This window comes from Gemmatimonadota bacterium, from assembly GCA_030747075.1.
Classification (GTDB): domain Bacteria; phylum ARS69; class ARS69; order ARS69; family ARS69; genus ARS69.
Genome location: JASLLL010000002.1, coordinates 132,593 through 152,933 on the forward strand (window position 1 = coordinate 132,593; position 20,341 = coordinate 152,933).

The window sequence follows — 20,341 nt, forward strand, 5'->3', positions numbered from 1 at the left end:
CGTGTGGCGGGCGCACCTCGCGCCACTTGCCGCGGCGGCGGTGGTGACGCTGTCCGGATGCGGCGGTCGCGCGGACGACGGGCGCATCTTCCTTCTGGTGACTGTGGACACGCTCCGCGCCGATCATCTGGGAGAGTGGGGGTACCCGCGCGGCACGACGCCCGTTCTCGATCGACTGGCCGCCGGGTCGGTGGTCTTCGCTGAGTGCGCGTCCGTATCCTCGTGGACCATGCCCGCAATGGGCACGATCGCGACGGGACTGCGCCCTGCCGAGCACGGCCTGGTGTACTGGCACCTCCCGCTGGCCGATGTCCCTGCGACGCTGGCGGAGGTTCTGGAAGATGCCGGCATCGCCACGGCCTTCTTCGGCAATCCCATCCCGAGGCTCCGCGGGCTCCAGCGCGGCTTCGGAAGATGGGAGACTCGCGACGGCGACGACCTCACCGCCTGCCGGGACGCCGCGCGCTGGCTTCAAGAGAACCGGGACCGCGATCGCTTCCTGTGGGTGCATCTGCTTGCGCCGCACGCCCCGTATGATCCACTCCCGCAGACCGTCCCTCCGCGCGGCGGCCACGGCATGACGGACCTCTACGACGGCGAGATTCGAACCGCCGACCTCTTTCTGAAGGAACTCCTGCGCGCGGCGGGCCCGGAAGCGGCGGTGCTCGTGACCGCGGATCACGGAGAGTCGCTGGAGGAGCGACGCGAATTCCGATACGACCACGGACGGTTCCTCTACGAAGAACTCCTGCGCATTCCCCTGATCCTCCGCCTGCCCGGGGAGGCCGCGGCTCTTCGGCGGGATCGAGTCTCGCTGGCGGATGTTGCGCCGACCATCTGTGATTGGTTCGGCACCGCGCCGCCGGGCGGCTCCTTCGGAAAGTCATTGCTCGCGGGCACGCGTGAGCCGGACCGGGTGTCGTTCGCCTCGGTCGTGGAGGATGACCCCCCGCGACATCGCGACACGCGCTGGTCCGTTCGCGCGGGCCGATGGAAGTCGGTCTTCAACGAAACGCGCGGCACGGTCCGCCTCTTCGATCTGGACGCCGACCCGATGGAGACCGCCGACCTTTCCGCTGCCAATCCTTCGGAGACCGAGCGGGCCAGAGCTCTCCTCGACGAATGGATCCACCGCGCGCCCATGCCCGACATCCCGTTTGAGCGGCGCTTCTCCCGCGAAGAGCTCGACCGCCTGAAAAGCCTGGGTTATCTGGGCGGCTCCCCGTAGCGGCCCTCTTGTTTCCCGGGGGGGGAACACGATACAATCGGGTTGTCGTCGTCGGCACTTCGGCGTGCCTCCTCCAGAATCCAGGAGAGCGTGATGGAACCCCGCCCCGCCCGATCCCGGTTTGCGTTGGCCCTTCTCGTCTGTCTGGTGGCCGTCCCTGCTGCGGCCGCACCGGGTGACACCACCTGGGTCCGTACTTTTCAGGAGGACTTCATCAACTGGGCCACCCCCCACGACAGCTCGTTCACCTTCCCCGACGATCCCTTCGCGTATTCGCAAGTGGTGCTCTTCTACACGATCGGCTGCCCGACCTCCCCGGGGGACTGCGACCCGTGGGACCGGCTCGGGTACCTGCAGGTGGTGGGAGACACCGAGATGACGGAGATCGCCCGCATCGTCACACCGTATGACATCACCGGAGGCGGCGGTCCGGGCACATGCACCTGGGAGATCAATGTCTCGCCGTACAAGACCCTTCTCACGGGAGAAGTCACGCTCCGGAACTACATCGAAAGCTGGATCGGAGGAACGCGCGGGTGGCTTGCCACGCTGGACTTTGCGTTCATTGAAGGGGAACGCGAATACGAACCCTACCGTGTGGCCAACCTGTGGCAGGCGGGGCACGCCACCTACGGCGACCCGGACAACCCCGTGGATGCGGCCTTCCAGCCCATGACCATCCCCACCGATCCCGCCACCGCGAAGATCAAGGTGCGCGTGCTCGCAAGCGGACACGGACAGGGCAACACGGACAACTGCGCGGAGTTCTGCCGGAAAGAGCACTCTCTGATTGCGGGCGGCGACACCTACTCGCACAACCTCTGGCGTACGGACTGCTCGGTGAATCCGTGCAGCCCGCAGGGAGGCACCTGGACTTTCGCCCGCGCGGGATGGTGCCCGGGAGCGGATGTGAAGCCGTGGAATGTGGACATCACGTCTTCCTTCACCCCCGGCCAGCCGATCACGCTGGACTATGACATCGAGCCGTATGAGAACTTCTGCAGACCGTCGAATCCGGATTGCGTCAGCGGTTCCACCTGCGCCGACTGCGACTACAACTACACCGGGCACACGCAACCGCACTACACCATCCGCGCGCAGGCCATTCTCTATTACCTCCGAACCTCGGTCACCGGAGCGGGAGAGCAGGGGAACGCCGAAACGGCGTCCGGACGCTCCATGAATGTGAACGCATCTCCCAACCCCTTCTCAGGTTCCACCACGCTGACCGGTACCGTGAGCCGACCGGGCCGCGTCCGCGTGACCATCCACGACGCGTCGGGAAGGCTCGTCCGGGCGATGTCCCGCTTCCAGGCCGTACCCGGCACCCTGGCGGTTCCATGGGACGGCCGCGACACGGAGGGGACACCCGTGGCCGCGGGGACTTACTTCGCGCGGATGATCGCCGACGGCACCGGGTCGGTGGCGAAGGTGGTCGTGATTCGGTAATGGCGGCGGTGCACTCTGCGTGCAGGACGCGGAGCCGCACCAGAATATGCAAGGCGCCCCATTGTGCGGGCCGGCTTCGCGCCCGGCCGGACGCGAAGCCGGCCAGGCGCATCCGGTCTCTTCTCAGCGCAACATCAGCATCTTCTGCGCTCCGGAGATCTCGCCGTCGACGAGAATTCGGACGAAGTAGACGCCACTCGGCATGGCTTCATCCAGTGTGTCAATCGGGAGCCGCTCCCATCCCGGAGCGACCGCCGATCCGGCCGCCAGCCATACCAGCATGACCGGCAGCAGGAGTGACCCGCATCGTTGAACCCAACCGGTGGGTTCGCCTTTCATGAGCAACCTCCTCTGTGCACGGAAACTCCCGCCATGCGAAGCCATCGGCTACGCCCCGGGCGACGATACCCGGCTGAGAACCCCGGAACAAGCGCGGCCCCCGGGGAACCCCCCGGAGGCCGCGTCAAAGTCAAGAGGAAGTAGCCACGGCTTACCGAAGAACGCTCATCCTCTGCATCTCCGTCCGGCCCTCCGCTTCCAGCCGGTAGAAATACACCCCCGCCGACACGAGACGGCCGGCTGAGTCCCGCCCGTCCCAGCGAGCCGTGTGGCTCCCGGCCTTGTGGACTCCATCCACAAGCGTCCGCACGAGGCGCCCGGACACATCAAACACATCCAGCCGTGCCGTGGAACTGCCGCTCAGGTGGAAAGAGATTTCCGTCACGCCGTCAAAGGGGTTCGGGCGGTTCGCGGAGAGAAACTCCCCGGAGGCCGCCTGGGAGACTTCGCCCACGCCGGTCTGCGTGTCTTCGCAGACGGTGCAGGCCCCCTGAAGGACCGGCGTCGTGTCGAGCGACCAGCTGGTCACGCTTCCGGTATCGCTGCCCGCATGATCCGACACCGTCAGCGTCCAGGTTCCGGAGACATTCTGACCGTTGAACGCACTCAATGACGCAAAGGGTGCGCCCGTCCCCGAGTACCACGGCGTCGTACCGGAGCAGTGGCTCTCCAGATTCACGCCGGACGCGTCGTCAAAGGTGACGGCCATGTCGTTGTCGCTGCATCCGTATCCGGAAGTGGTTCGTCCCGGGCGATCCAGCAGCGTCACGGAAGTCCCGGAAGGGCTCTGCAACACGATCTTCAGGTCGCCGACATAGCTGTGGTTGATCGAGACATTCACATTCACATCCGACAGCGTGAAGCTCGATCCCACATCCAGCGTTGTGGAAACACCGGCGGAGCTGTTGTCCGGAATCGACGCCGGAAGCCCGGACGGCATGAGCTGCTCTCCCACAGTGCCGCTGAAGGAGTGCGACCAGGGGCCGCCCTCGGCGCTGCTGACGGAAAGGTCCAGCGCGATGGTTGTCCCGCAGGCGATGGTCGGGTCCAACTCCAGCGTGAAGTGCGGCGATTGGCTGGTGGCCACCGTGCCATTCGCCATGTTCGACCAGGAAGCCGTTCCGTCCGTGACGCTCACCCCGGGTGTTGAAGAGGACAGAACTCCCTGAATGCCGGTGTGGTCTCCGCCGGATGCGCGAAGGTCCACACTCACGGTGATCGTTTCGCCCGGTTCCCAGATCCCGTTCACATTGGCTGCGCTGGACGGGCAAGCGTCGGTGGATGCTTCGGCGACGAACTGCAGACTGCCGATGCCGGACGGATACGATCCCGCAACACTCGATGCGCCGGTGTTGCCCGGATCCAGCCAGTCCTTCAGACGCGCCGACGACGAAGACCCGTTCCACGCCACGGAGAACTTCCCGTAGCAGTCGTAGTTGATGTTGCTGCACGACGCCAGACCCCCCGAAAGGAAACCGACCAGAGAGTGCGTGCCGGAATCCCACAGCCCGGAACCGGAAGACCCCGGCTCGGTGGTGCCGTCTTCCCAGTCATCGACATACCAGTGAGTGTTCGACCCCCCGCTCCCGATGCAGCTGTTCCCCGTGGAGAGAGAGTTCGTGTTGAAGCTGATGGCTTTCTCGTCCGTGTTCGGATGATGAATGCCGACGCTCCCGCCCGGGGTGGACCCGGAGTTGTCCCACCCGGCGTAGTACACCTGATAGGCCGGGTTTGGATCGGAGTTCAGCTCCACAAGGCAGAAGTCCACATCCGAACGCCGGGCACGGAAAGTGGCCCCCGACTGGTTCTGTGAAAGAGACCCCCCGGAAAGCGCCCCGCAACTGGGGGACTCGTAGTTCCAGTAGACCACCAGACTCGATGCGTTCCCGGAAGTCACGCCGCAGTGGTTCGCGGTCAGGAAGTAGTTCCGGAAGTCCCCGTTGGTGTTGTTCACCATGGACCCGGTACACATGAGGCTGCCGCCGGTCGAGTACACGGCCACGCTCTGGATTTCATCGCGCCAGGGATCTCCCTCGGGGCAGATCACATCGTTGTTGCACCAGCCCTGCCGCCCGCCGGGCACCTGAAGATGGAAGAGGTCCCGGTATCCGTACCCGACATGAGTCAGTTCGAATCGCGGCTCGGCCTTGACCTTCTCCGGCACCAGCATTTCCAGCACGCACTCATCGCCGGGAACGACCGGCAACCAGAGTTCGCCGGTTTCCGTGACATCTTCCGCCGTATACGGCCCCTGATAGTAGTCCCGCACTCGGCTGCTCACATGAATGGTGGCGCCATACGGGAGATTGCAGGATGCGAAGCCCAGATTCAGATCCGTCGCGCCGGGCGCACGGATGGCAAGCCGCCAGAGGCGCTCGCCGGTGGGAAGCGTCTCCCGGGTGCCGTGGCTCGACGGCGTCACGAAGACATCCATCGGTTCCGCATAGCGGATCGGGCCCGGGGAAGTCATCGAAGCGGCCTCGTCTTCCGAGAGAAGCGCCGACACATCCAACCGAGGAAGCTCAAGAACCTCCACGCCGGAGGGGGCGGCCCCCATCCCGAGAAGAGATGCGGGAGGAGAACTCATTCCGGCCGAGGCGGGGAGTACCGATGCCAGCAGGAACAGAAGGGCAAGAGAACACGAAGTCAGGGAAGCAGGCGAGAGCGGAGCGCTCTGGCGCACAGTCGCACGGGTGTTGCCCGGATGCATCCGGTATCTCCTTGGTGGCAGGTCCGTGGGGGGGGTACGCAAGGGTACCACAGATGGCCGCCCGGATGAAACACGCCCGCCCCTCCATGTGAAGAGACGGGCGCAGTCGTCTGAGGTCAGTCTCCGTCCGGGGAAAGAACTATTCGTCCAGTGAGCGAATCCGGAAGGAGAGGGAGATTCCCAGCACCGTGATGAGAAGCGTTGCGATCAGAAGTCCCTTCCGACGGAATCGGAACTCCTCCAGCGACTCCGTACCCCCGGCACGAACGCTGTCGGCCAGCGCCAGGCCGTCGGAGACGAGCACGCCCAGCGAATCCGGATCGAACATGTGGATCCCGGTCCGCGCGTGGAATTGCTTCTGCCGGACATCGTTCCAGAGGAACTCCAGGTCCGTGACATACATTCCCTTCTGTTCCGCCTCCTCGATCAGCCCGTGCGTTTCTTCCACCGCGTGATTCAGAGTGTCCAGAAGGGCGCGCATGGAGAGGATCTTCTCCGACTCGTCCGAACCGTCATCCTCATGGCACTCCACGCAGAAGGCGCCTTCGGCAAGCCCGATGCAGAAGTCCCCGGTCGTCTGAACTCCGTGATTGCCGTGGCAGGTGACGCACCCGTGCTCCTCGATGTCCTCGAAGATGGAGCGCTTCACGCTGCTGGCGTAGAGATCCCGATTGAAGACATGGCAGTTGCCGCAGATCGCGTGGATGGAGGCCACATTCGGAGGCAACGCTCCGTGGTCTCCGTGGCAGTCGTTGCAGGTCGGCGCAGAGAGATCCTTGCCCTCCACGACCAGTCTCCCGTGAACGCTGCCTTCGTAGAGTTCCACCTGATCCGCCGGCAGGGCGTAGCGATCCATCAGCTTCGCGTCCGAGTGGCACTCTCCACAGGTCGACGCAATCCTCTGCGGATGCACCCGCGACTTGGGCTCCGAAGGCGCACGCATCTCATGGACGCCGTGACAGTCCGCGCAGGTCGCCACACGCGGATCCCCCTCCCGGTTCCGCAAGCCGTGGCCGCTCGACAGGTACTGCGAAAGCTGGTCCACGGGAATCGCGGGATTGAAGGTGCGCATGTACTCCGGGTCCGCATGACACCTGCCGCAAAACTCCGGCGTATCCAGCGCTCCGGGCGCCCCGACAAACCCGGCGTCTTCGTCCATGGCGGCGTCTTCGTCGTCCGTGGTGGAGTCTCCACCGTGGCAGTCCACGCACGAGAGTCCGGCCCGCGCGTGCACATCCACCGCATGGAACTGGCCGACATCCACTTCGCCGTCCTCTTCTTCCGCATGGCACACCGAGCACCGGTCTTCCGCGGGAATCTCCGCGGCAGCCCAACCAGCCGGAAGCAGCGCGAAGAGCGCCACGAGAAACGCCGCGCCGAATCGGGTCATCATGGAATCTGCTTTCATGTGAGATACCCCCACACGGTCATGACGACGATGAAGATCACCACGCACCATCCGATCCCCTGAACGACGCGCGCGCCCACCGAACCCGGCTTCGACCGGTCCAAGAAGGGAATGAGTATCCAGAGAAGCCCGGCCAGACCGAAGGCCAGCACTCCGAGAAGCTCCCCTTCGATCGGACCGACATGCGCGGGAAGCAGCTTGAGCGTCTGAAACATGAACATGAAGTACCACTCCGGGCGGATGCCCTCCGGAGCGGGCAGGAATGGATCCGCCTTCTCCCCCAGCGGCCACTCAAAGGGGCCGATCCCAAACGGCGCAACCACCGCCAATACGGCCAGCACATTGAGAACGATGAGCCAGAGCAGTGCGTCGCGCAGCAGGAAACTGGGGAAGAACGAGATGGACTTCCGCTCCCGCGGAGGCTTCGACTCCCATGACTGCGGAGCGCTCATCCCCTGTCGCTGAACGCACATCAGGTGGACGAACAGCATCATGACCATGAGCCCGGGAAGAACCGCCACATGAATTCCGTAGAAGCGGAAGAGCGTGGCGCCCGTGACATCTTCTCCGCCACGAAGCAGCGAGAGCATGGCCGTCCCCACGACGGGAAGCACGCCCATGATGTCCGTGCCGACTTTGGTGGCGAAGAACGCGAGTTCATTCCACGGGAGGAGGTATCCGCTGAACCCGAACCCGAGGCCGAGCAGAAGCAGGACCATCCCCGTCACCCAGGTCAACTCGCGCGGTTTCTGATACGCCCGGGTGAAGAACACGCTGAACATATGGATGAATGCGGCCAGAATCATGAGGTTGGCGGACCAGGAGTGAATGGCCCGCACGAGCCACCCGAACTCCACTTCCGAGAGAATGAACCGCACGCTTTCAAACGCGGTCTCCGCGCCCGGCTTGTAGTAGAGCATCAGGAGGATGCCTGTCGCGACCTGGATCATGAACAGGAAGAGCGTGACACCGCCGAAGTAGTACCAGAGCGACTCATGATGGACGGGCACCGTCTTGTGGGCCGCGAACTCCACCAGTTTCCCGATCTGAAAGCGCTCGTCGATCCAGCCGTAGAGTCTGGAAGGCTTGCCGTTCCCGCGCGACGGCTCCCCGCCGCTCATGCCGGCCTCGATACATGGACCTCGCCATCGCGAAGATCCACACGAAGCGCATCCAGAGGCCGCGGCGGCGGACCCGCGATGTTCCTGCCTTCCAGGTCGTACTTGCCGTTGTGGCAGGCGCACCAGATCACGCCCAGGTCCTGCTTGTACTGCACCGTGCAATCCAGGTGGGTGCAGGTGGCTTTGTACGCCTTGAAGTCTCCGTCCGGCGTTCGAACCAGAAGCCCGGGCTTGCGCCCAAAACGGAAAATACGGCCGGAATCCGGCGCGAAGTCCGCCGCCTTCCCCACGATGACGGAAGCCACGGCCTCCTCCGCCAGCGGGGGCGGCACCAGATACCGGGCGACCGGATACAGGATGGCGCCAAGCCACCCCAGAAGGCCGGTTCCCAGGAGAATGTCCAGGAACCTGCGGCGGCTGTGTTTCGTCTGATCCACGCTTCACCTCTCGTGCGGTGTCTTCAGGAGACATTCTGGCCGCACACAGTATACTGGACTCCCGGGTCCTGAAAAGGGTCTATCCAAGGCTCAGTCCTGTTTCTTCTCCTCGTCCCGCGCTCGCCCGCGGTTCCGTGCGATCATCGCCGCGATCCCCATCGAAATCCCGTACAGCAGGAGAACCGGTCCCGCCATCAGGAGCTGGGACGCGACATCCGGCGGCGTGATCATCGCGGACATCGCGAACACGACCACGACGCCGTACCTCCAGTACTTCTTCAGGAAGCCGGGATCCATCACCCCCCAGAGCGTCAGGAGCGTCACCACCAGCGGAAACTGAAACACGCCGCCAAAGGCCACGGCAAGTCGCACCGCGAAGGCGAAGTAGTTCTCACCGGAGATCATCGCCTGAAGGTGCTCCGTCCCGAACCCGACCAGGAACGACATCGACACCGGGAGAATCACGAAGTACGCAAAGGCCACGCCCAGATAGAAGAGCACGACCGAAGTGGCGACGACCGGCAGAAGGAAGCGGCGCTCCTTCCGAAGCAGCCCCGGGACGACGAAGGACCAGAGCCGCTCCATGAGGACGGGAGCCGCCAGCAGGACGCCCAGCCCCACGGACATCTTCAGTCGCATCAGGAAAGCGCCGGTGGGAGAAAGGAACACCAGCCGGTCCGAGCCGCCGAACTGAACCGCCGGACGAATCAGGATTTCGAGTGCTCTCTCCGAGACGAACCAGGTCCCGACGGACACGAGGGCCAGAATCGCCGCCGACTGGAAGAGGACTTTGCGCAAGTCCTCCAGATGCTCGACGAGCGTCATCTCGCCGGGACCGCCCCCGGCTTCCGCCGCCGGCTTCCGCGGAGCGTCGTCAGGAGCCATCGTGGGCCACACCTCCGACCGGCGCCAGTCCCTCGTCCACGGGGCCCGCCACCGCAAGAACCTTCGCGCCGCGCGCGAGTCGCTTCGCCACGCGCTCCAGATCGGCCTTGGTCAGTGCGCGAATGCGACCCCGGTACTCGCCCAGATAGTCTTCCGGCCACTCGTTGACGGAACTCATCGCCCAGAACCGCGACAGGCGGCCGTAGGTCGTGAACAGCAAAGGAAAGGAACCCGTCAGGAAGCTCTGGGCATCCTCCAGCTCCGTATCGGTCACGCCGTCTGAGACCAGCCGGTCCAGTTGCTCGCGAACCGCCTCCACCGCGGCCAGCACATTCTCCGGTCTCGTTCCCAGACAGACCGTGAAGAATCCGCCGGAAGAACACTCGTAGTTCCTGCTGTAGACCGTATAGGCCAGCCCCCGGTCATCCCGGATGGTGTCGCCCAGTCGGGAGCGAATGGCACTGCCGCCCAGGATGAGATTCAGCGTCACGCCCGCGAACCGGTCCGGGTCGTTCACGCCAAACCCCTTGCCGCCCAGGTAGATCTTCGCCTGGCCCTTTTCCGGTCGGCTCTCAACCCATGTACGAGCCGCATCCGACGGGCGAAACGGCGGCAGCGATTCTCGTGGAGAGTCCGGCAGCGCAATCGAACCGAACTCTCGCGCCAGCGCACGCTCCATTCGCTCCGGGTCGAAATCTCCCACGAGCGCGAGGTGCGCCCCGTCGGGGCGGTAGTGCGCCGCAAAGAACGCGCGCAGATCCTCCGGCGTAACCGCCTCCACCCCGGTCTTCGTCCCGTGGGGGAGGCGGCTGAACGGGTGATCTCCGGCAACACCCCGGATGAACAGGTCCTCGGCGACATCCGACAGATCCTCCGCCCGCGACTCCAGATCCGAAAGAGCGAGCGCACGGATGACCTCCAGATCCCCGGCGCGAAGAGCGGGCGTTCTCAGCGCCCCGCCGATCCACTCCAGCACGGTTTCGGCATGCCGGGAAAGGAAGCGGCAGCTCACATGCACGAGTTCCCGGCCCGCGACGATGGTGAGGTGGCTTCCGATCGACTCGAAGCGTCGCATGAACTGCACATGCGATTCTCCCTCGGGGCCGCGCTCCAGCATGGCCGCGGTGAGCCCGGCAAGACCCTCCCGCCCGGGAGGATCGAATGCTGCTCCTCCGTGAAGAACCATCGAGAGCGACACGAACGGGTCCGAGGAATCCGGCTGGAGAAGAACGCGCACGCCATTCCTGAGGACGGAACGCCGCGCGGCAGGGACCGCCCCGAGTCCGGTGGCGAAACGCCTGCGCGGACAGAAGACGCCGTGGAGGGATACTCCCTGTTCCGCCGGAGGCGGGGGCGCACTCCCGGGGCCTCCACGCGAATCTTGAGTGAGAACGCGTCCGCGCGCACATCCGCTACGCCGAAGAAGCCGACGGGCCAGATCACGGACCTCCCCCGCTTCCAGAGACCGCAACTGATCGACGAGACGATCCGTGTACCCCACATCACCGTGAGCCTCGTGCCACGCAAGAGTGAATCCACGCGTGGAGGGCGACTGCATCGCGTAGACCTGCGCCGCTTCCACACAGGTGCGCGCGCGTTCCAGTTCCTCCTGGGGGATGCTCTCATGCGCCACCCGGTCGATCTCCTGCCACAGGATCTCCTCGACCTGTTCGATGGCCGTGCCGGGCGTCGGTTCCGCGCCGATCAAGAGCGAACCCGGGTCTGCTTTCGCGTGGTACTGGAAGTAGACATCACCCGCGAGCCCCGTTTCGAGAAGCGCAAGATCCAGTCGCGCCGTCCGGCTCCCCGAGAGGACGCACCCCAGGAGAAGAAGCGCCTCCGACTCCCGTGAGTGAATCCGTGGCGCGCGGAACAACAGCTGAAGCTGCGACTGCCGGCCGCTCCGCGCAAGATCGACACCCGGGGGATCGGTCCACTCCGGCTCCTCGGGAATAGACCGCGCGGGACTCTCTCCGGGGGGGATCGCGCCGAAGTGACATTCCGCACTTCGGAACACTTCGTCCGCGGTCACATCTCCGCACACCACGAGCGCCGCATTGGCTGGCGAGTAGTAACGCCGATAGTGACGGAGAACCGCATCGTGATCCATGGAGCGAATGTCCTCCTCGCTCCCGATGATCGGCCAGCGATACGGGCTGGAGCGGAAGGCGGTGCCCATCAGTTCCTCGTTCAACTCCACGGAGGGAATGTCCCGGTAGGAGAGCCGTTCCTCCAGGACGACCTGTCGCTCCGACTCCAGTTCCTCCGGGTCGATCCGGAGGTTCACCATGCGCTCCGCCTCAATCTCCAGCGCAAGTTCCCAGCGATCGCTTGCGAAGACCTCGTGGTACATCGTCACATCTTCGGTCGTGAAGGCGTTCAGTTCCCCGCCGTTTCGCTCGACAAGCGCGGCGATCTCCCCCTTCCCGAACCGCTGCGTGCCCTTGAACATCATGTGTTCCAGAAGATGGCTGATCCCGGTGATCCCCGGCTCCTCGTCGCGCGACCCCACGCGATACACGACCCCGCTGAACACGGCAGGTCCCAGCCCGCGCTGCTCGACAATGACCGTGAGCCCGTTGTCCAGCACACGACGATGAATCTCCCGCGCACTTGTCACGATGCGTTTCCCTTTCGGCTGTCCAACACGCGCCTCATCTCTTCCATGAAGTGGTCCACATCGCGAAACTCCCGATAAACGCTGGCAAACCGGACATAGGCGATCTGGTCCAGATTCGCCATCTCCTCCATCACCATCTCGCCAATCCGGCGGCTCTCCACTTCGCTCTGCCCCAGCGCCTGCACCGCGCCCTCCACACGATCCAGAAGACCCTCCACCTCTTCACGGGGGATCGGACGCTTGCCGCACGCCTTCGTGACGCCCTCGTCCAGTTTCTCCCGGCGGAAGGGTTCCCGGCGCCCGTCCTTCTTGATGACGAGAACATTCGTGCGCTCGACATACTCGTAGGTCGTGAAGCGCGTCTCACACGCCAGGCACTCGCGGCGACGGCGAATCGCGTGGCCGTCGCGCGTCGTTCGGGAATCCACGACCTTGTTCTCCATGCTGGAACAGGAGGGGCATCTCATGCGTCAGCGCGCCTTCCCGGGAGCGCGAAGGAGTTCCTCCACGGCCCAGCGCTTTCCGTCGCGGAGGATTCTGGCCGCGCCGACGCGGGGATCATGCTCGAAGAACACGACGCACTCCTCGTCGACGGCGCGCGGAAGGAACGACTCCTTGAACGACAAGGTGTCCAGCGGGTAGAGATCGTACCCCATCACCCATGGAGCGGGGATGTGCGCCGCGGTCGGCATGTTGTCCGTCGGATAGAACGCGCACTCGTCTCCCGATTCCACGCGCACGCCGGTCAGTGACCGAACATGCCCTTTCATCAGAACCGTGCGCACGCCGGACGCTACCTCTACTTCCCCCTCCACCACATCGAGAAGGCCGGCTTCGCGAACCGGGACCCAGTTCTCGGGAAGGTAGCTGGCGCGGGACCGGGAGGTGGGATGCTCCGCGTCGTCGAGTTCCGCACGCTGCACGATGTGGCGCGCCTTCGGGAAGACGGGAACGACCTCGCCATCTCCGGCGCGTCGCGTGATCCCCCCCGCATGATCGAAGTGCAGGTGCGTCAGGACGACGGTATCGATGTCCTGTGGCGCAAGCCCCTGCTCCGAAAGAGAGGTGACGATGTCCGTCTCTCCGCCCAGCGCGAACATCTCCCGGAACGCCTCCGGCTCCTTTCGCCCGACCCCCGCATCCACGAGAATGTTCCGGCCCTCGACCCGGATGAGCAGGGCGTTGGTGCCGAGCGTGATCCGATTCCGACTGTCCGGCGGGGTCTTCCGCTCCCAGAGGGAACGCGGGACAACCCCGAACATGGCACCGCCATCCAGACGGAAGGTGCCGTCGGAAACCAGATCGCACCGGATGGAGCCGATGTTCATTTTCGGGCCGCCCGCTTTCCGCCCGGCCATGACGCGAGCGCTTTCGTGAGAAGCCGCACACCGAAGCCGGTCGCGCCACGATGAGGACCCCGGCGCGCACGCCCGACCGACGCGATGTCCAGATGCGCCCAGGATGCGTCACGAGTGAACTCGCGCAGGAACGCGGCACCGGCAATCGTGCCCGCGCCATGCTTGCCCGTGTTGCGGACATCCGCGTTGGGTGTCTCCACATCCTGCCGGTGCCCGTCCTCCAGTGGAAGCTGCCAGAGATTCTCACCCACCGCGGTCCCCGCATCGCGGAGCCGCTGGATCAGCGCCGAGTCCGTCCCGAGGATGGCGGCGGCCCGATCTCCCAGCGCGCCAAACACCGCACCGGTCAGCGTGGCCAGATCCACGACGGCGGCGGGATCGTACCGGGTCACCGCATAGTCCAGCGCGTCCGCCAGAACGATCCGGCCCTCTGCGTCCGTGTTGAGAACTTCGATCGTTTTGCCGCTTCGCGATCCAATGACATCCCCCGGCCGGTAAGCCGTCCCTGAGATCATGTTCTCTACAGCCGGGACCAGTCCGATCACGCGGCGACGGACACCCCGCGACGCCACCGCCTGCATGGCGCCAATCACGGCGCATCCGCCACACTTGTCGTACTTCATCTCCGCCATGCTCAAGCTGGGCTTGATCGAAAGTCCGCCGGAATCGAAGACCAGCCCCTTGCCCACAAGAACGATCGGAGCCCCCCCGTCGCCTTCATGCTCCATCACGATGAACCGGGGTTCCGTTGCGGCGGCGCTCCCGACCGCGAGCAGCGCTTCCATGTTTTCCTTCGCGATCCCCGCTGGCCCGAGAACACGCACGGCAAAGGAATGCTGCTTTCCGAGGCTGCGGGCTTCCTCTGCAAGAGCCGCAGGGGACATTCGGTTTGCGGGTTCATCCGCAAGGCGACGCGCCGAGAGCACGGCTTCGCCCAGAGAACGACCCGCGCGGATCCCCTGCTCAACGCCCGTCACGCCGCGTGCTGTCCTGGCCAGAAACACCCAGCGTCCCGGCCGATGCGGCGCGGGCTTCGTCGACGCGCTCCAGCGGTAGGTTCCCTCCAGAATGCCGTCGACGGCCGCGGCAACCAGATCGCGAAGTCTCGCTCCGGTACCCAGCGCACCGCACTCCACCGCGACTGAGTCCACACGATCGATCACGCGCGCGCGGGCCGCGTTCGCGAATGCGGTGCGAACGGACGCGGGCGTGATGCCGTCGTCCTCCCCCAGACCGACCAGCAGGATGCGCGGGAAGCGCACGACTCCCGGGACCACCAGCGAAAGAGTGTCCCTCGGCTTCCCCTGGAAGTCCCCGAGATCGACAGCGCGAGCCACCACCTGCGCTCCCCCTCGCGTGATCCGATCCAGGCGGGGAGCCAGTCCCTGCGCGGGCGAGGGGTTCGGAACAAGAAGCAGATCCGCGCCGAGAGACGGATCCGACGCGGGGCCGTGGGCGAGAAAAACCGGCATGAGTTCCCCTCCGGCTGAAGAAACGGCGCTGGGGGCGACTCCCTCTCGGGGCTACCCGGCCCGGGCTTCGAGCCAGCGCTCGGTGGAGATGGCCGCCTGACAACCGCTTCCAGAGGCGGTGATCGCCTGGCGGAATGTGTGGTCCGCGACATCTCCCGCGGCGAACACGCCGTCCACGCTCGTGCCGCAGGGACCGTTGTGCAGCTGAATGTACCCGTTGTCGTCCAGGTCCAGACCGCCCTCGAAGATCGTCGTGTTGGGCAGGTGCCCGATGGCAATGAACAGCCCCTTGACGGGAAGTTCCGACTGTTCCCCGCTCTTCACATTCTTCAAGGCCACCGCGCGCACCAATCCGTCTTCACCCGCCAGAACATCCGTCGGCACGCTGTCCCAGTGAATGCGGACCTTGTCGTTCGCGAGAGTTCTATCGCTCATGATGCGCGACGCGCGGAACTCGTCCCGCCGGTGAATGACATGAACGGTAGAGGCGAACCGCGTCAGGAAGTTCGCCTCTTCCAGCGCGGAGTCTCCCCCGCCGACCACCGCAATCTCTTCTCCGCGATAGAAGAACCCGTCGCAGGTGGCGCAAGTGGAGACGCCGCGTCCGATGAGCGCGCGTTCATTCGCCAGACCCAGCATCCGGGCTCGGGCTCCGGTGGCGACGATCAGCGCATCGGCCGCAATCTCTCCGTCGTCGAAGCGCAGTGTGAACGGCGACCCCGACAGATCCACCGAGGTGACATTCCCCCGATGAAACCTGGTGCCGAACCGCTCCGCCTGAGCACGAAACGCCGCCATGAGTTCCGGCCCCTGCACTCCCTCCGGGAACCCCGGGAAGTTCTCTACATCCGTCGTCGTCGTGAGCTGACCACCGGCCTGCGATCCCTCGATGACGACGGGTGACAGATTCGCGCGTGCCGTGTAGATGGCCGCTGTCAGGCCCGCAGGGCCCGATCCGACGATGACAACCTGTTCCCGATTCATGGCGAAACTCCTCGAAAGAGAGAACCCGGGGAGGCTATCACTTCGTCTGTGCTTTCGGGGAGGTTTCTGCCTCGCCGGCGTCTGAACGCCAGCGTCGGATCCGCTCCTTCAACGCGTCCAGCCACTCCTGCGGGACCGTGACCGCCCCCACCGTCGAGTGGGCGCCGCGCGGGCCGTGGAAGTCGCTGCCGCCGGTCATCACCAGGTCGTTCTCCGCCGCGTACTCGGCAAACGCGCGCTCCGCGTCTTCATCATGGAGCGAGTGGCGCACCTCCACGCCGTCGAGGCCCGCCTCCACCAGGAAGTCCAGCCACTCCGGGGGACCATACACACCCGGATGCGCCGAAACCGCCGCCCCCCCCGCCCGATGCACCATGGCGATGGCGTCTACGGGAGCCGGGGAGTCCTTCGGAATGCAGGCCGGGCGGCCGTCGCCCAGATAGCGGTCGAACGCCTCGCGGTAGGTGTACACCCAGCCCGACTCCACCAGCGCACGCGCGAGATGAGGCCGGCCGACGCCGCCTTCTCCGGCATACTCCAGCACCGCGTCCAGGCTCACCGGAACGCCAAGCTCCCCCAGACGCTCGACGATCTCTTCCGCACGCCGAAGGCGCACGGTGCGCAAGCGCTTCTGGAGTTCCGCGATCTCCGGGTGCGCGGGGTCGAACCCGTATCCCAGAATATGAACATCGACCTCTCCCTCCAGCGTGGAGATCTCGATGCCCGAGAGCACTTCCACACCGCAGTCCCTCCCGCAAGCCATGGCCCGGGGGACACCCGCCACCGAGTCGTGGTCGGTGAGCGCGATCGCCTTGAGCCCCGCATGGGCCGCCGCGCTGACTACCTTCTCCGGCGGCCAGTCGCCATCCGACTGGTTGGAGTGAATGTGCAGGTCCGCAATGCCCATCGGTCCGCTCCCCGGTTGCGCGACGCAAGCGTGGCATTCTCCTACCTTCGGGAGCAAAGCGCCAGCGGGGAAGCACCCGAACGCGCGCCGCCGCTCCGTGGTAATGTCCGCCCATGAAACGAGATGAGAGGCGGGACGCCGTGGCCCGCGAGGCCGAAGCGCTGGGGTTTGCGCGCGCCGGGTTCGCGCCGGCGGAGCCGTGCCGGGATCGCGACCGGCTGGAGGCATGGCTGGCGGACGGGTTCCACGCCGAAATGCAGTGGATCGCCCGGCGAGTGGACCGGCGCACTGACCCCACGGTGCTCCTTCCCGGCGCGAAGACGGTGATCTCGCTCCTGACGCGCTACCTGCCGCCACCCGGGGCAGGCGCGGCGTCTCCTGTCGGGCGGGTGTCCCGATACGCCCGCGGCCGCGACTACCACAATGTGATCGCGCGGCGCATGAAGAAGCTCGCACGCGCGGTGAAGGCGGCGGACCCCGAATCCGTCACGCGGGCGCTGGTGGACTCAGGGCCAGTGCTGGAGAAGGAGTGGGCGGAGCGGGCGGGACTGGGCTGGATCGGCAAGCACACGAATCTGGTCACCGAGAGTGAGGGGTCGTGGTTCTTCGTGTCGGAACTGGTGACCACGGCGGACCTCGCCCCCTCCGGACCCGGGCACGACAACCGGTGCGAACGCTGTATCGCGTGCATCCGTGCGTGCCCGACCGGCGCCATCGTCGCTCCGTACCGCGTGGATGCGCGCCGGTGCATCTCCTACCTGACGATCGAACTCCGCGGCGCGATCCCCCGGGAACTGCGCCCGCTCGTCGGGGACTGGATCTTCGGGTGCGATCTCTGCCAGGAGGTATGCCCGTGGAACCGGTTCGCGGTGGAGACGAGCGACCCGGCGTTCGCGGCGGGAGACCGGCGTTTCCCGGAGGACATCGCGGGACTGCTGTCGCTGGCCGAAGAGGAGTTCCGTCGCCGATTCTCGGGAAGCCCCATTCGCCGGGCAGGCCGCGACGGGCTTCTTCGGAATGCATGCGTCGCGCTGGGAAACCTGGGGGACGCTTCGACACTGCCCGCGCTGGAGCGGGCGCTTCGGGACCGGGCGGCGCTGGTGCGTGCGCACGCCGCCTGGGCCATCGGACGGATCGGGGGCACGGGGTGCCGGATTCTGGCGGAGGCGAGTGAGAGCGAAGAGGACGCCGAAGTCCGGCGGGAAATCACGTTCGCAATCGGGGAGTGCCGGGGAGAGGCGGTCGCCCCCCCTCCTCCGGCGGAATGACCATGGGCACAGCGGGCTACTTGGGCGACACCATCGACCAGACGCCGCCCTTTTCGACCCATCCGTACCGCGCGACGCCTTCCTCCTTGTGGACGGTGACCTGCGTCGTCTCCAGTGCTTCCCCGTTGTCTTTCATGAAGATGTCGAGGTCGTAGATCTTCCCGTTTGTGGCGCGAAAGTCCGCGCAGGCGAAGTAGACATCATCACCGAGAGAGGCCAGCCGCTCCCGGTGGACCTTCACGAGTTCGAGAGCGAGCGCCTCTTTTGCCTGCGTGTCCCAGACGAGGAAGAAGCCGCCGAGGAGCGCTGACTGCGCGGCGACATACGCTTCGATGGAGTCGCCCAGTTCCTCCAGAGAGACTTCGCGGGGCGACCCGGGGTGCTCGGGGTGCTCGCCGGGGTGTTCCGGGTGCTCGCCGGGATGCTCGGGGTGCTCGGCAAGGGCGGGAAGTCCCCAGAGGCTGATCGAGAACAGGCAGGCGGAGAGGAGCAGGATACGCGGCGAGATCTTCATCGCAAGTTCTCCAGGACGAAAGGTGCGGTCGGAAAAGCGGGATGACGCACGGTGCCCGCCACGCAGGGGAGCAAGCGCCGAACGGATGGGAAGAGTAGTCCGAACGGACGGATTGCGAAAGGTCCGGCACGAAAAAGGGACCGGACGCCCGAAGGCAGCCGGTCCCCGATTCCAGGCGAAAGACCGCCTACTTCTCCGTGAGAGCGTTCAGCGGCGAGATGCGCCCGTGCAACACTCCCGATCCCGGGAAGACGGGGTCCGTTGTTCCCGCCACCCGGTGCGCCGCCGTGATCGGCGCAAGCCCCAGTCCCTCAACGAGAATCGCCACCGACCCGACCGTTGCGGGAGTGGCCATGGAAGTGCCGCTGGCGGACGCCATGCCCTGCCCGGGATAGCAACTGAGAATACGGACGCCGGGCGCGGCCACATGGATCTCCGGCCCCCCGCCCGAGAACTCCGCAAGCGCGTCCACCGAGTCCACCGCGGCGGCACCCAGCGTCATCGGCGAGGTGCCGGGATATGCGGCCGTTCCCCAGCCTGCGTTTCCGGCTGCGGCCACCACGGGAACCCCGCGAGACACACAGTCCGACAGGATCCGGTCGAACATCTCGACCGGCTCCGAAAGCGAGAGGCTCAGGTTCACGATGTCGGCCCCCAGCTTCCGCGTGATCTCCATGGCGCGAACGAGGTCCCAGAAGCTGCCCATGCCTTCATCGTTCAGCACCTTGATGGGGATGATGGTGATCCCAGGCGCCACCTGAAGCGCGATCCCGGAGACATGCGTCCCGTGCCCGTAGGCTTCGTCCACATATCCGTCTCCGTCGTCGTCGATCCCGTTCTTCGTTTCCAGAGACCCCATCGTGCTTCCACCGGGAAGAAGCTCCAGGTTCGCCTTGAGAAACCGGTGGTCTGCGTCGACGCCTGTATCGAGAACCGCGACGCGAACGCCTGCGCCGGTCGCGAGCGCGTGAACCCGCGGCAGCTCCAGTCGGGCGAGCGCGTCTTGGTCTCCCGCAGTGCCGTCATCCCATTCGCCTTCGTAGAACCCGATGACGAGAGAGGCCCCTTCCAGCAGGTAGACCTCGCGGTTCGTTGCCGCCTCCTCCACTCCCGCATAGTCATCGAGTTGAGAGATGTCGACCCCCGCAGGGTTGTTGTAGAGCACCGCCACCCCGCCGTCGCACGCCTCCGTGTAGACAATCTCCAGCCCGAACATGTCCACAAGAGCCTCCGGATCCGCGCCGGGCCGCATCTTGACGACAAACTGCGTACTGTCGGGGACGACCATCTGGGGACTGGTGATTCCCATGGAACCGCCCCCAAGGTCGCCGCCCCCGCCACCATGAGACCCTCCGGTCGAGCTGCTAATGCGAGAGCGCGCCGGGTCATCGGGTGCGGTAGGGAGGCCTTGGTCCACCCCGCAGCCCGCCGCAAGCGCGGCGATCCACAGTGCGGCCAGAACTCTGGCGGAATGCTTCATGATGGCGTCCTCCTCGTTCGCGGTGGGGCATTTCTCCCTGGGGGGAGAGGACTCGCCGGGGCGACCACCTGAACAGATCTATCGTACCGCAGGAGCAACCCCGACTCACGAGAATACCGGCGCACCGCGCTCCGGGCCCATCGACCCCGAGGCGCCCGCAT

17 protein-coding genes are annotated in these 20,341 nt (G+C 65.6%); 3 read left to right on the forward strand and 14 right to left on the reverse strand.

Features of this window, described 5'->3' with window-relative positions; all coding sequences use genetic code 11:
- Position 1 precedes the first annotated feature (1 nt).
- Both QF819_01220 and QF819_01225 read left to right on the forward strand, forming a co-directional pair.
- Complete coding sequence (locus QF819_01220) at positions 2 to 1,228, forward strand: sulfatase-like hydrolase/transferase (protein MDP6801788.1); 1,227 nt, start codon at positions 2 to 4, stop codon at positions 1,226 to 1,228.
- 93 nt (positions 1,229 to 1,321) lie between these two features.
- Complete coding sequence (locus tag QF819_01225; protein MDP6801789.1) at positions 1,322 to 2,677, forward strand: peptide-N-glycosidase F-related protein; 1,356 nt, start codon at positions 1,322 to 1,324, stop codon at positions 2,675 to 2,677.
- A 123-nt stretch (positions 2,678 to 2,800) separates the two neighbouring features.
- Here QF819_01225 and QF819_01230 read toward each other — a convergent pair whose 3' ends face one another.
- From QF819_01230 to QF819_01285, 12 genes are all read right to left on the reverse strand, one after another.
- On the reverse strand, positions 2,801 to 3,016 hold the full coding sequence (locus tag QF819_01230) for a hypothetical protein (protein ID MDP6801790.1): 216 nt from the start codon (positions 3,014 to 3,016) through the stop codon (positions 2,801 to 2,803).
- A gap of 151 nt (positions 3,017 to 3,167) precedes the next feature.
- On the reverse strand, positions 3,168 to 5,603 hold the full coding sequence (locus QF819_01235) for a proprotein convertase P-domain-containing protein (protein ID MDP6801791.1): 2,436 nt from the start codon (positions 5,601 to 5,603) through the stop codon (positions 3,168 to 3,170).
- 262 nt (positions 5,604 to 5,865) lie between these two features.
- On the reverse strand, positions 5,866 to 7,134 hold the full coding sequence (locus QF819_01240; GenBank protein MDP6801792.1) for a cytochrome c3 family protein: 1,269 nt from the start codon (positions 7,132 to 7,134) through the stop codon (positions 5,866 to 5,868).
- Positions 7,131 to 8,255, reverse strand: a complete 1,125-nt coding sequence (locus tag QF819_01245; GenBank protein MDP6801793.1) for a cytochrome bc complex cytochrome b subunit — start codon at positions 8,253 to 8,255, stop codon at positions 7,131 to 7,133. The genes QF819_01240 and QF819_01245 overlap by 4 nt, the downstream gene beginning before the upstream one ends.
- Positions 8,252 to 8,692 (reverse strand): Rieske (2Fe-2S) protein, encoded by a 441-nt coding sequence (locus QF819_01250; GenBank protein ID MDP6801794.1) that lies wholly within the window; start codon positions 8,690 to 8,692, stop codon positions 8,252 to 8,254. The genes QF819_01245 and QF819_01250 overlap by 4 nt, the downstream gene beginning before the upstream one ends.
- 90 nt (positions 8,693 to 8,782) lie before the next feature.
- A complete protein-coding gene (gene tatC, locus QF819_01255) occupies positions 8,783 to 9,577 on the reverse strand; it encodes a twin-arginine translocase subunit TatC (protein ID MDP6801795.1) in 795 nt (264 codons plus the stop codon).
- A complete protein-coding gene (locus QF819_01260) occupies positions 9,567 to 12,197 on the reverse strand; it encodes a pitrilysin family protein (protein ID MDP6801796.1) in 2,631 nt (876 codons plus the stop codon). The genes tatC and QF819_01260 overlap by 11 nt, the downstream gene beginning before the upstream one ends.
- On the reverse strand, positions 12,194 to 12,664 hold the full coding sequence (gene nrdR, locus QF819_01265; GenBank protein ID MDP6801797.1) for a transcriptional regulator NrdR: 471 nt from the start codon (positions 12,662 to 12,664) through the stop codon (positions 12,194 to 12,196). The genes QF819_01260 and nrdR overlap by 4 nt, the downstream gene beginning before the upstream one ends.
- A gap of 3 nt (positions 12,665 to 12,667) precedes the next feature.
- The gene (locus QF819_01270; protein ID MDP6801798.1) at positions 12,668 to 13,525 is read right to left on the reverse strand and encodes an MBL fold metallo-hydrolase; all 858 of its coding nucleotides are present in this window, start codon (positions 13,523 to 13,525) and stop codon (positions 12,668 to 12,670) included.
- Positions 13,522 to 15,027, reverse strand: coding sequence for a leucyl aminopeptidase (locus QF819_01275; protein ID MDP6801799.1), 1,506 nt, complete (start codon positions 15,025 to 15,027; stop codon positions 13,522 to 13,524). The genes QF819_01270 and QF819_01275 overlap by 4 nt, the downstream gene beginning before the upstream one ends.
- A gap of 51 nt (positions 15,028 to 15,078) precedes the next feature.
- On the reverse strand, positions 15,079 to 16,011 hold the full coding sequence (gene trxB / locus QF819_01280; GenBank protein MDP6801800.1) for a thioredoxin-disulfide reductase: 933 nt from the start codon (positions 16,009 to 16,011) through the stop codon (positions 15,079 to 15,081).
- Between the two features lie 37 nt (positions 16,012 to 16,048).
- Entirely contained in the window at positions 16,049 to 16,918 is an 870-nt protein-coding gene (locus tag QF819_01285; GenBank protein MDP6801801.1) for a PHP domain-containing protein, read from the reverse strand.
- A gap of 113 nt (positions 16,919 to 17,031) precedes the next feature.
- Here QF819_01285 and queG point away from each other — a divergent pair, with 113 nt between their 5' ends.
- Positions 17,032 to 18,186, forward strand: a complete 1,155-nt coding sequence (gene queG, locus QF819_01290) for a tRNA epoxyqueuosine(34) reductase QueG (GenBank protein MDP6801802.1) — start codon at positions 17,032 to 17,034, stop codon at positions 18,184 to 18,186.
- A gap of 16 nt (positions 18,187 to 18,202) precedes the next feature.
- Here the strand turns inward: queG and QF819_01295 are convergent, their stop codons facing one another.
- Together QF819_01295 and QF819_01300 are read right to left on the reverse strand one after the other, a co-directional pair.
- On the reverse strand, positions 18,203 to 18,700 hold the full coding sequence (locus QF819_01295) for a hypothetical protein (GenBank protein ID MDP6801803.1): 498 nt from the start codon (positions 18,698 to 18,700) through the stop codon (positions 18,203 to 18,205).
- A 187-nt stretch (positions 18,701 to 18,887) separates the two neighbouring features.
- Positions 18,888 to 20,180, reverse strand: coding sequence for a S8 family serine peptidase (locus QF819_01300; protein ID MDP6801804.1), 1,293 nt, complete (start codon positions 20,178 to 20,180; stop codon positions 18,888 to 18,890).
- Between the last annotated feature and the right edge of the window lie 161 nt (positions 20,181 to 20,341).

Excerpts from the sequence above, each read along its gene's own strand:
- QF819_01225 (MDP6801789.1), top strand. The coding sequence starts at position 1,322 with ATGGAACCCCGCCCCGCCCGATCCCGGTTTGCGTTGGCCCTTCTCGTC.
- QF819_01230 (MDP6801790.1), bottom strand. The coding sequence starts at position 3,016 with ATGAAAGGCGAACCCACCGGTTGGGTTCAACGATGCGGGTCACTCCTG.
- QF819_01235 (MDP6801791.1), bottom strand. The coding sequence starts at position 5,603 with ATGAGTTCTCCTCCCGCATCTCTTCTCGGGATGGGGGCCGCCCCCTCC.
- QF819_01240 (MDP6801792.1), bottom strand. The coding sequence starts at position 7,134 with ATGAAAGCAGATTCCATGATGACCCGATTCGGCGCGGCGTTTCTCGTG.
- QF819_01245 (MDP6801793.1), bottom strand. The coding sequence starts at position 8,255 with ATGAGCGGCGGGGAGCCGTCGCGCGGGAACGGCAAGCCTTCCAGACTC.
- tatC (MDP6801795.1), bottom strand. The coding sequence starts at position 9,577 with ATGGCTCCTGACGACGCTCCGCGGAAGCCGGCGGCGGAAGCCGGGGGC.
- nrdR (MDP6801797.1), bottom strand. The coding sequence starts at position 12,664 with ATGAGATGCCCCTCCTGTTCCAGCATGGAGAACAAGGTCGTGGATTCC.
- QF819_01270 (MDP6801798.1), bottom strand. The coding sequence starts at position 13,525 with ATGAACATCGGCTCCATCCGGTGCGATCTGGTTTCCGACGGCACCTTC.
- QF819_01275 (MDP6801799.1), bottom strand. The coding sequence starts at position 15,027 with ATGCCGGTTTTTCTCGCCCACGGCCCCGCGTCGGATCCGTCTCTCGGC.
- trxB (MDP6801800.1), bottom strand. The coding sequence starts at position 16,011 with ATGAATCGGGAACAGGTTGTCATCGTCGGATCGGGCCCTGCGGGCCTG.
- QF819_01285 (MDP6801801.1), bottom strand. The coding sequence starts at position 16,918 with ATGGGCATTGCGGACCTGCACATTCACTCCAACCAGTCGGATGGCGAC.
- queG (MDP6801802.1), top strand. The coding sequence starts at position 17,032 with ATGAAACGAGATGAGAGGCGGGACGCCGTGGCCCGCGAGGCCGAAGCG.
- QF819_01295 (MDP6801803.1), bottom strand. The coding sequence starts at position 18,700 with ATGAAGATCTCGCCGCGTATCCTGCTCCTCTCCGCCTGCCTGTTCTCG.
- QF819_01300 (MDP6801804.1), bottom strand. The coding sequence starts at position 20,180 with ATGAAGCATTCCGCCAGAGTTCTGGCCGCACTGTGGATCGCCGCGCTT.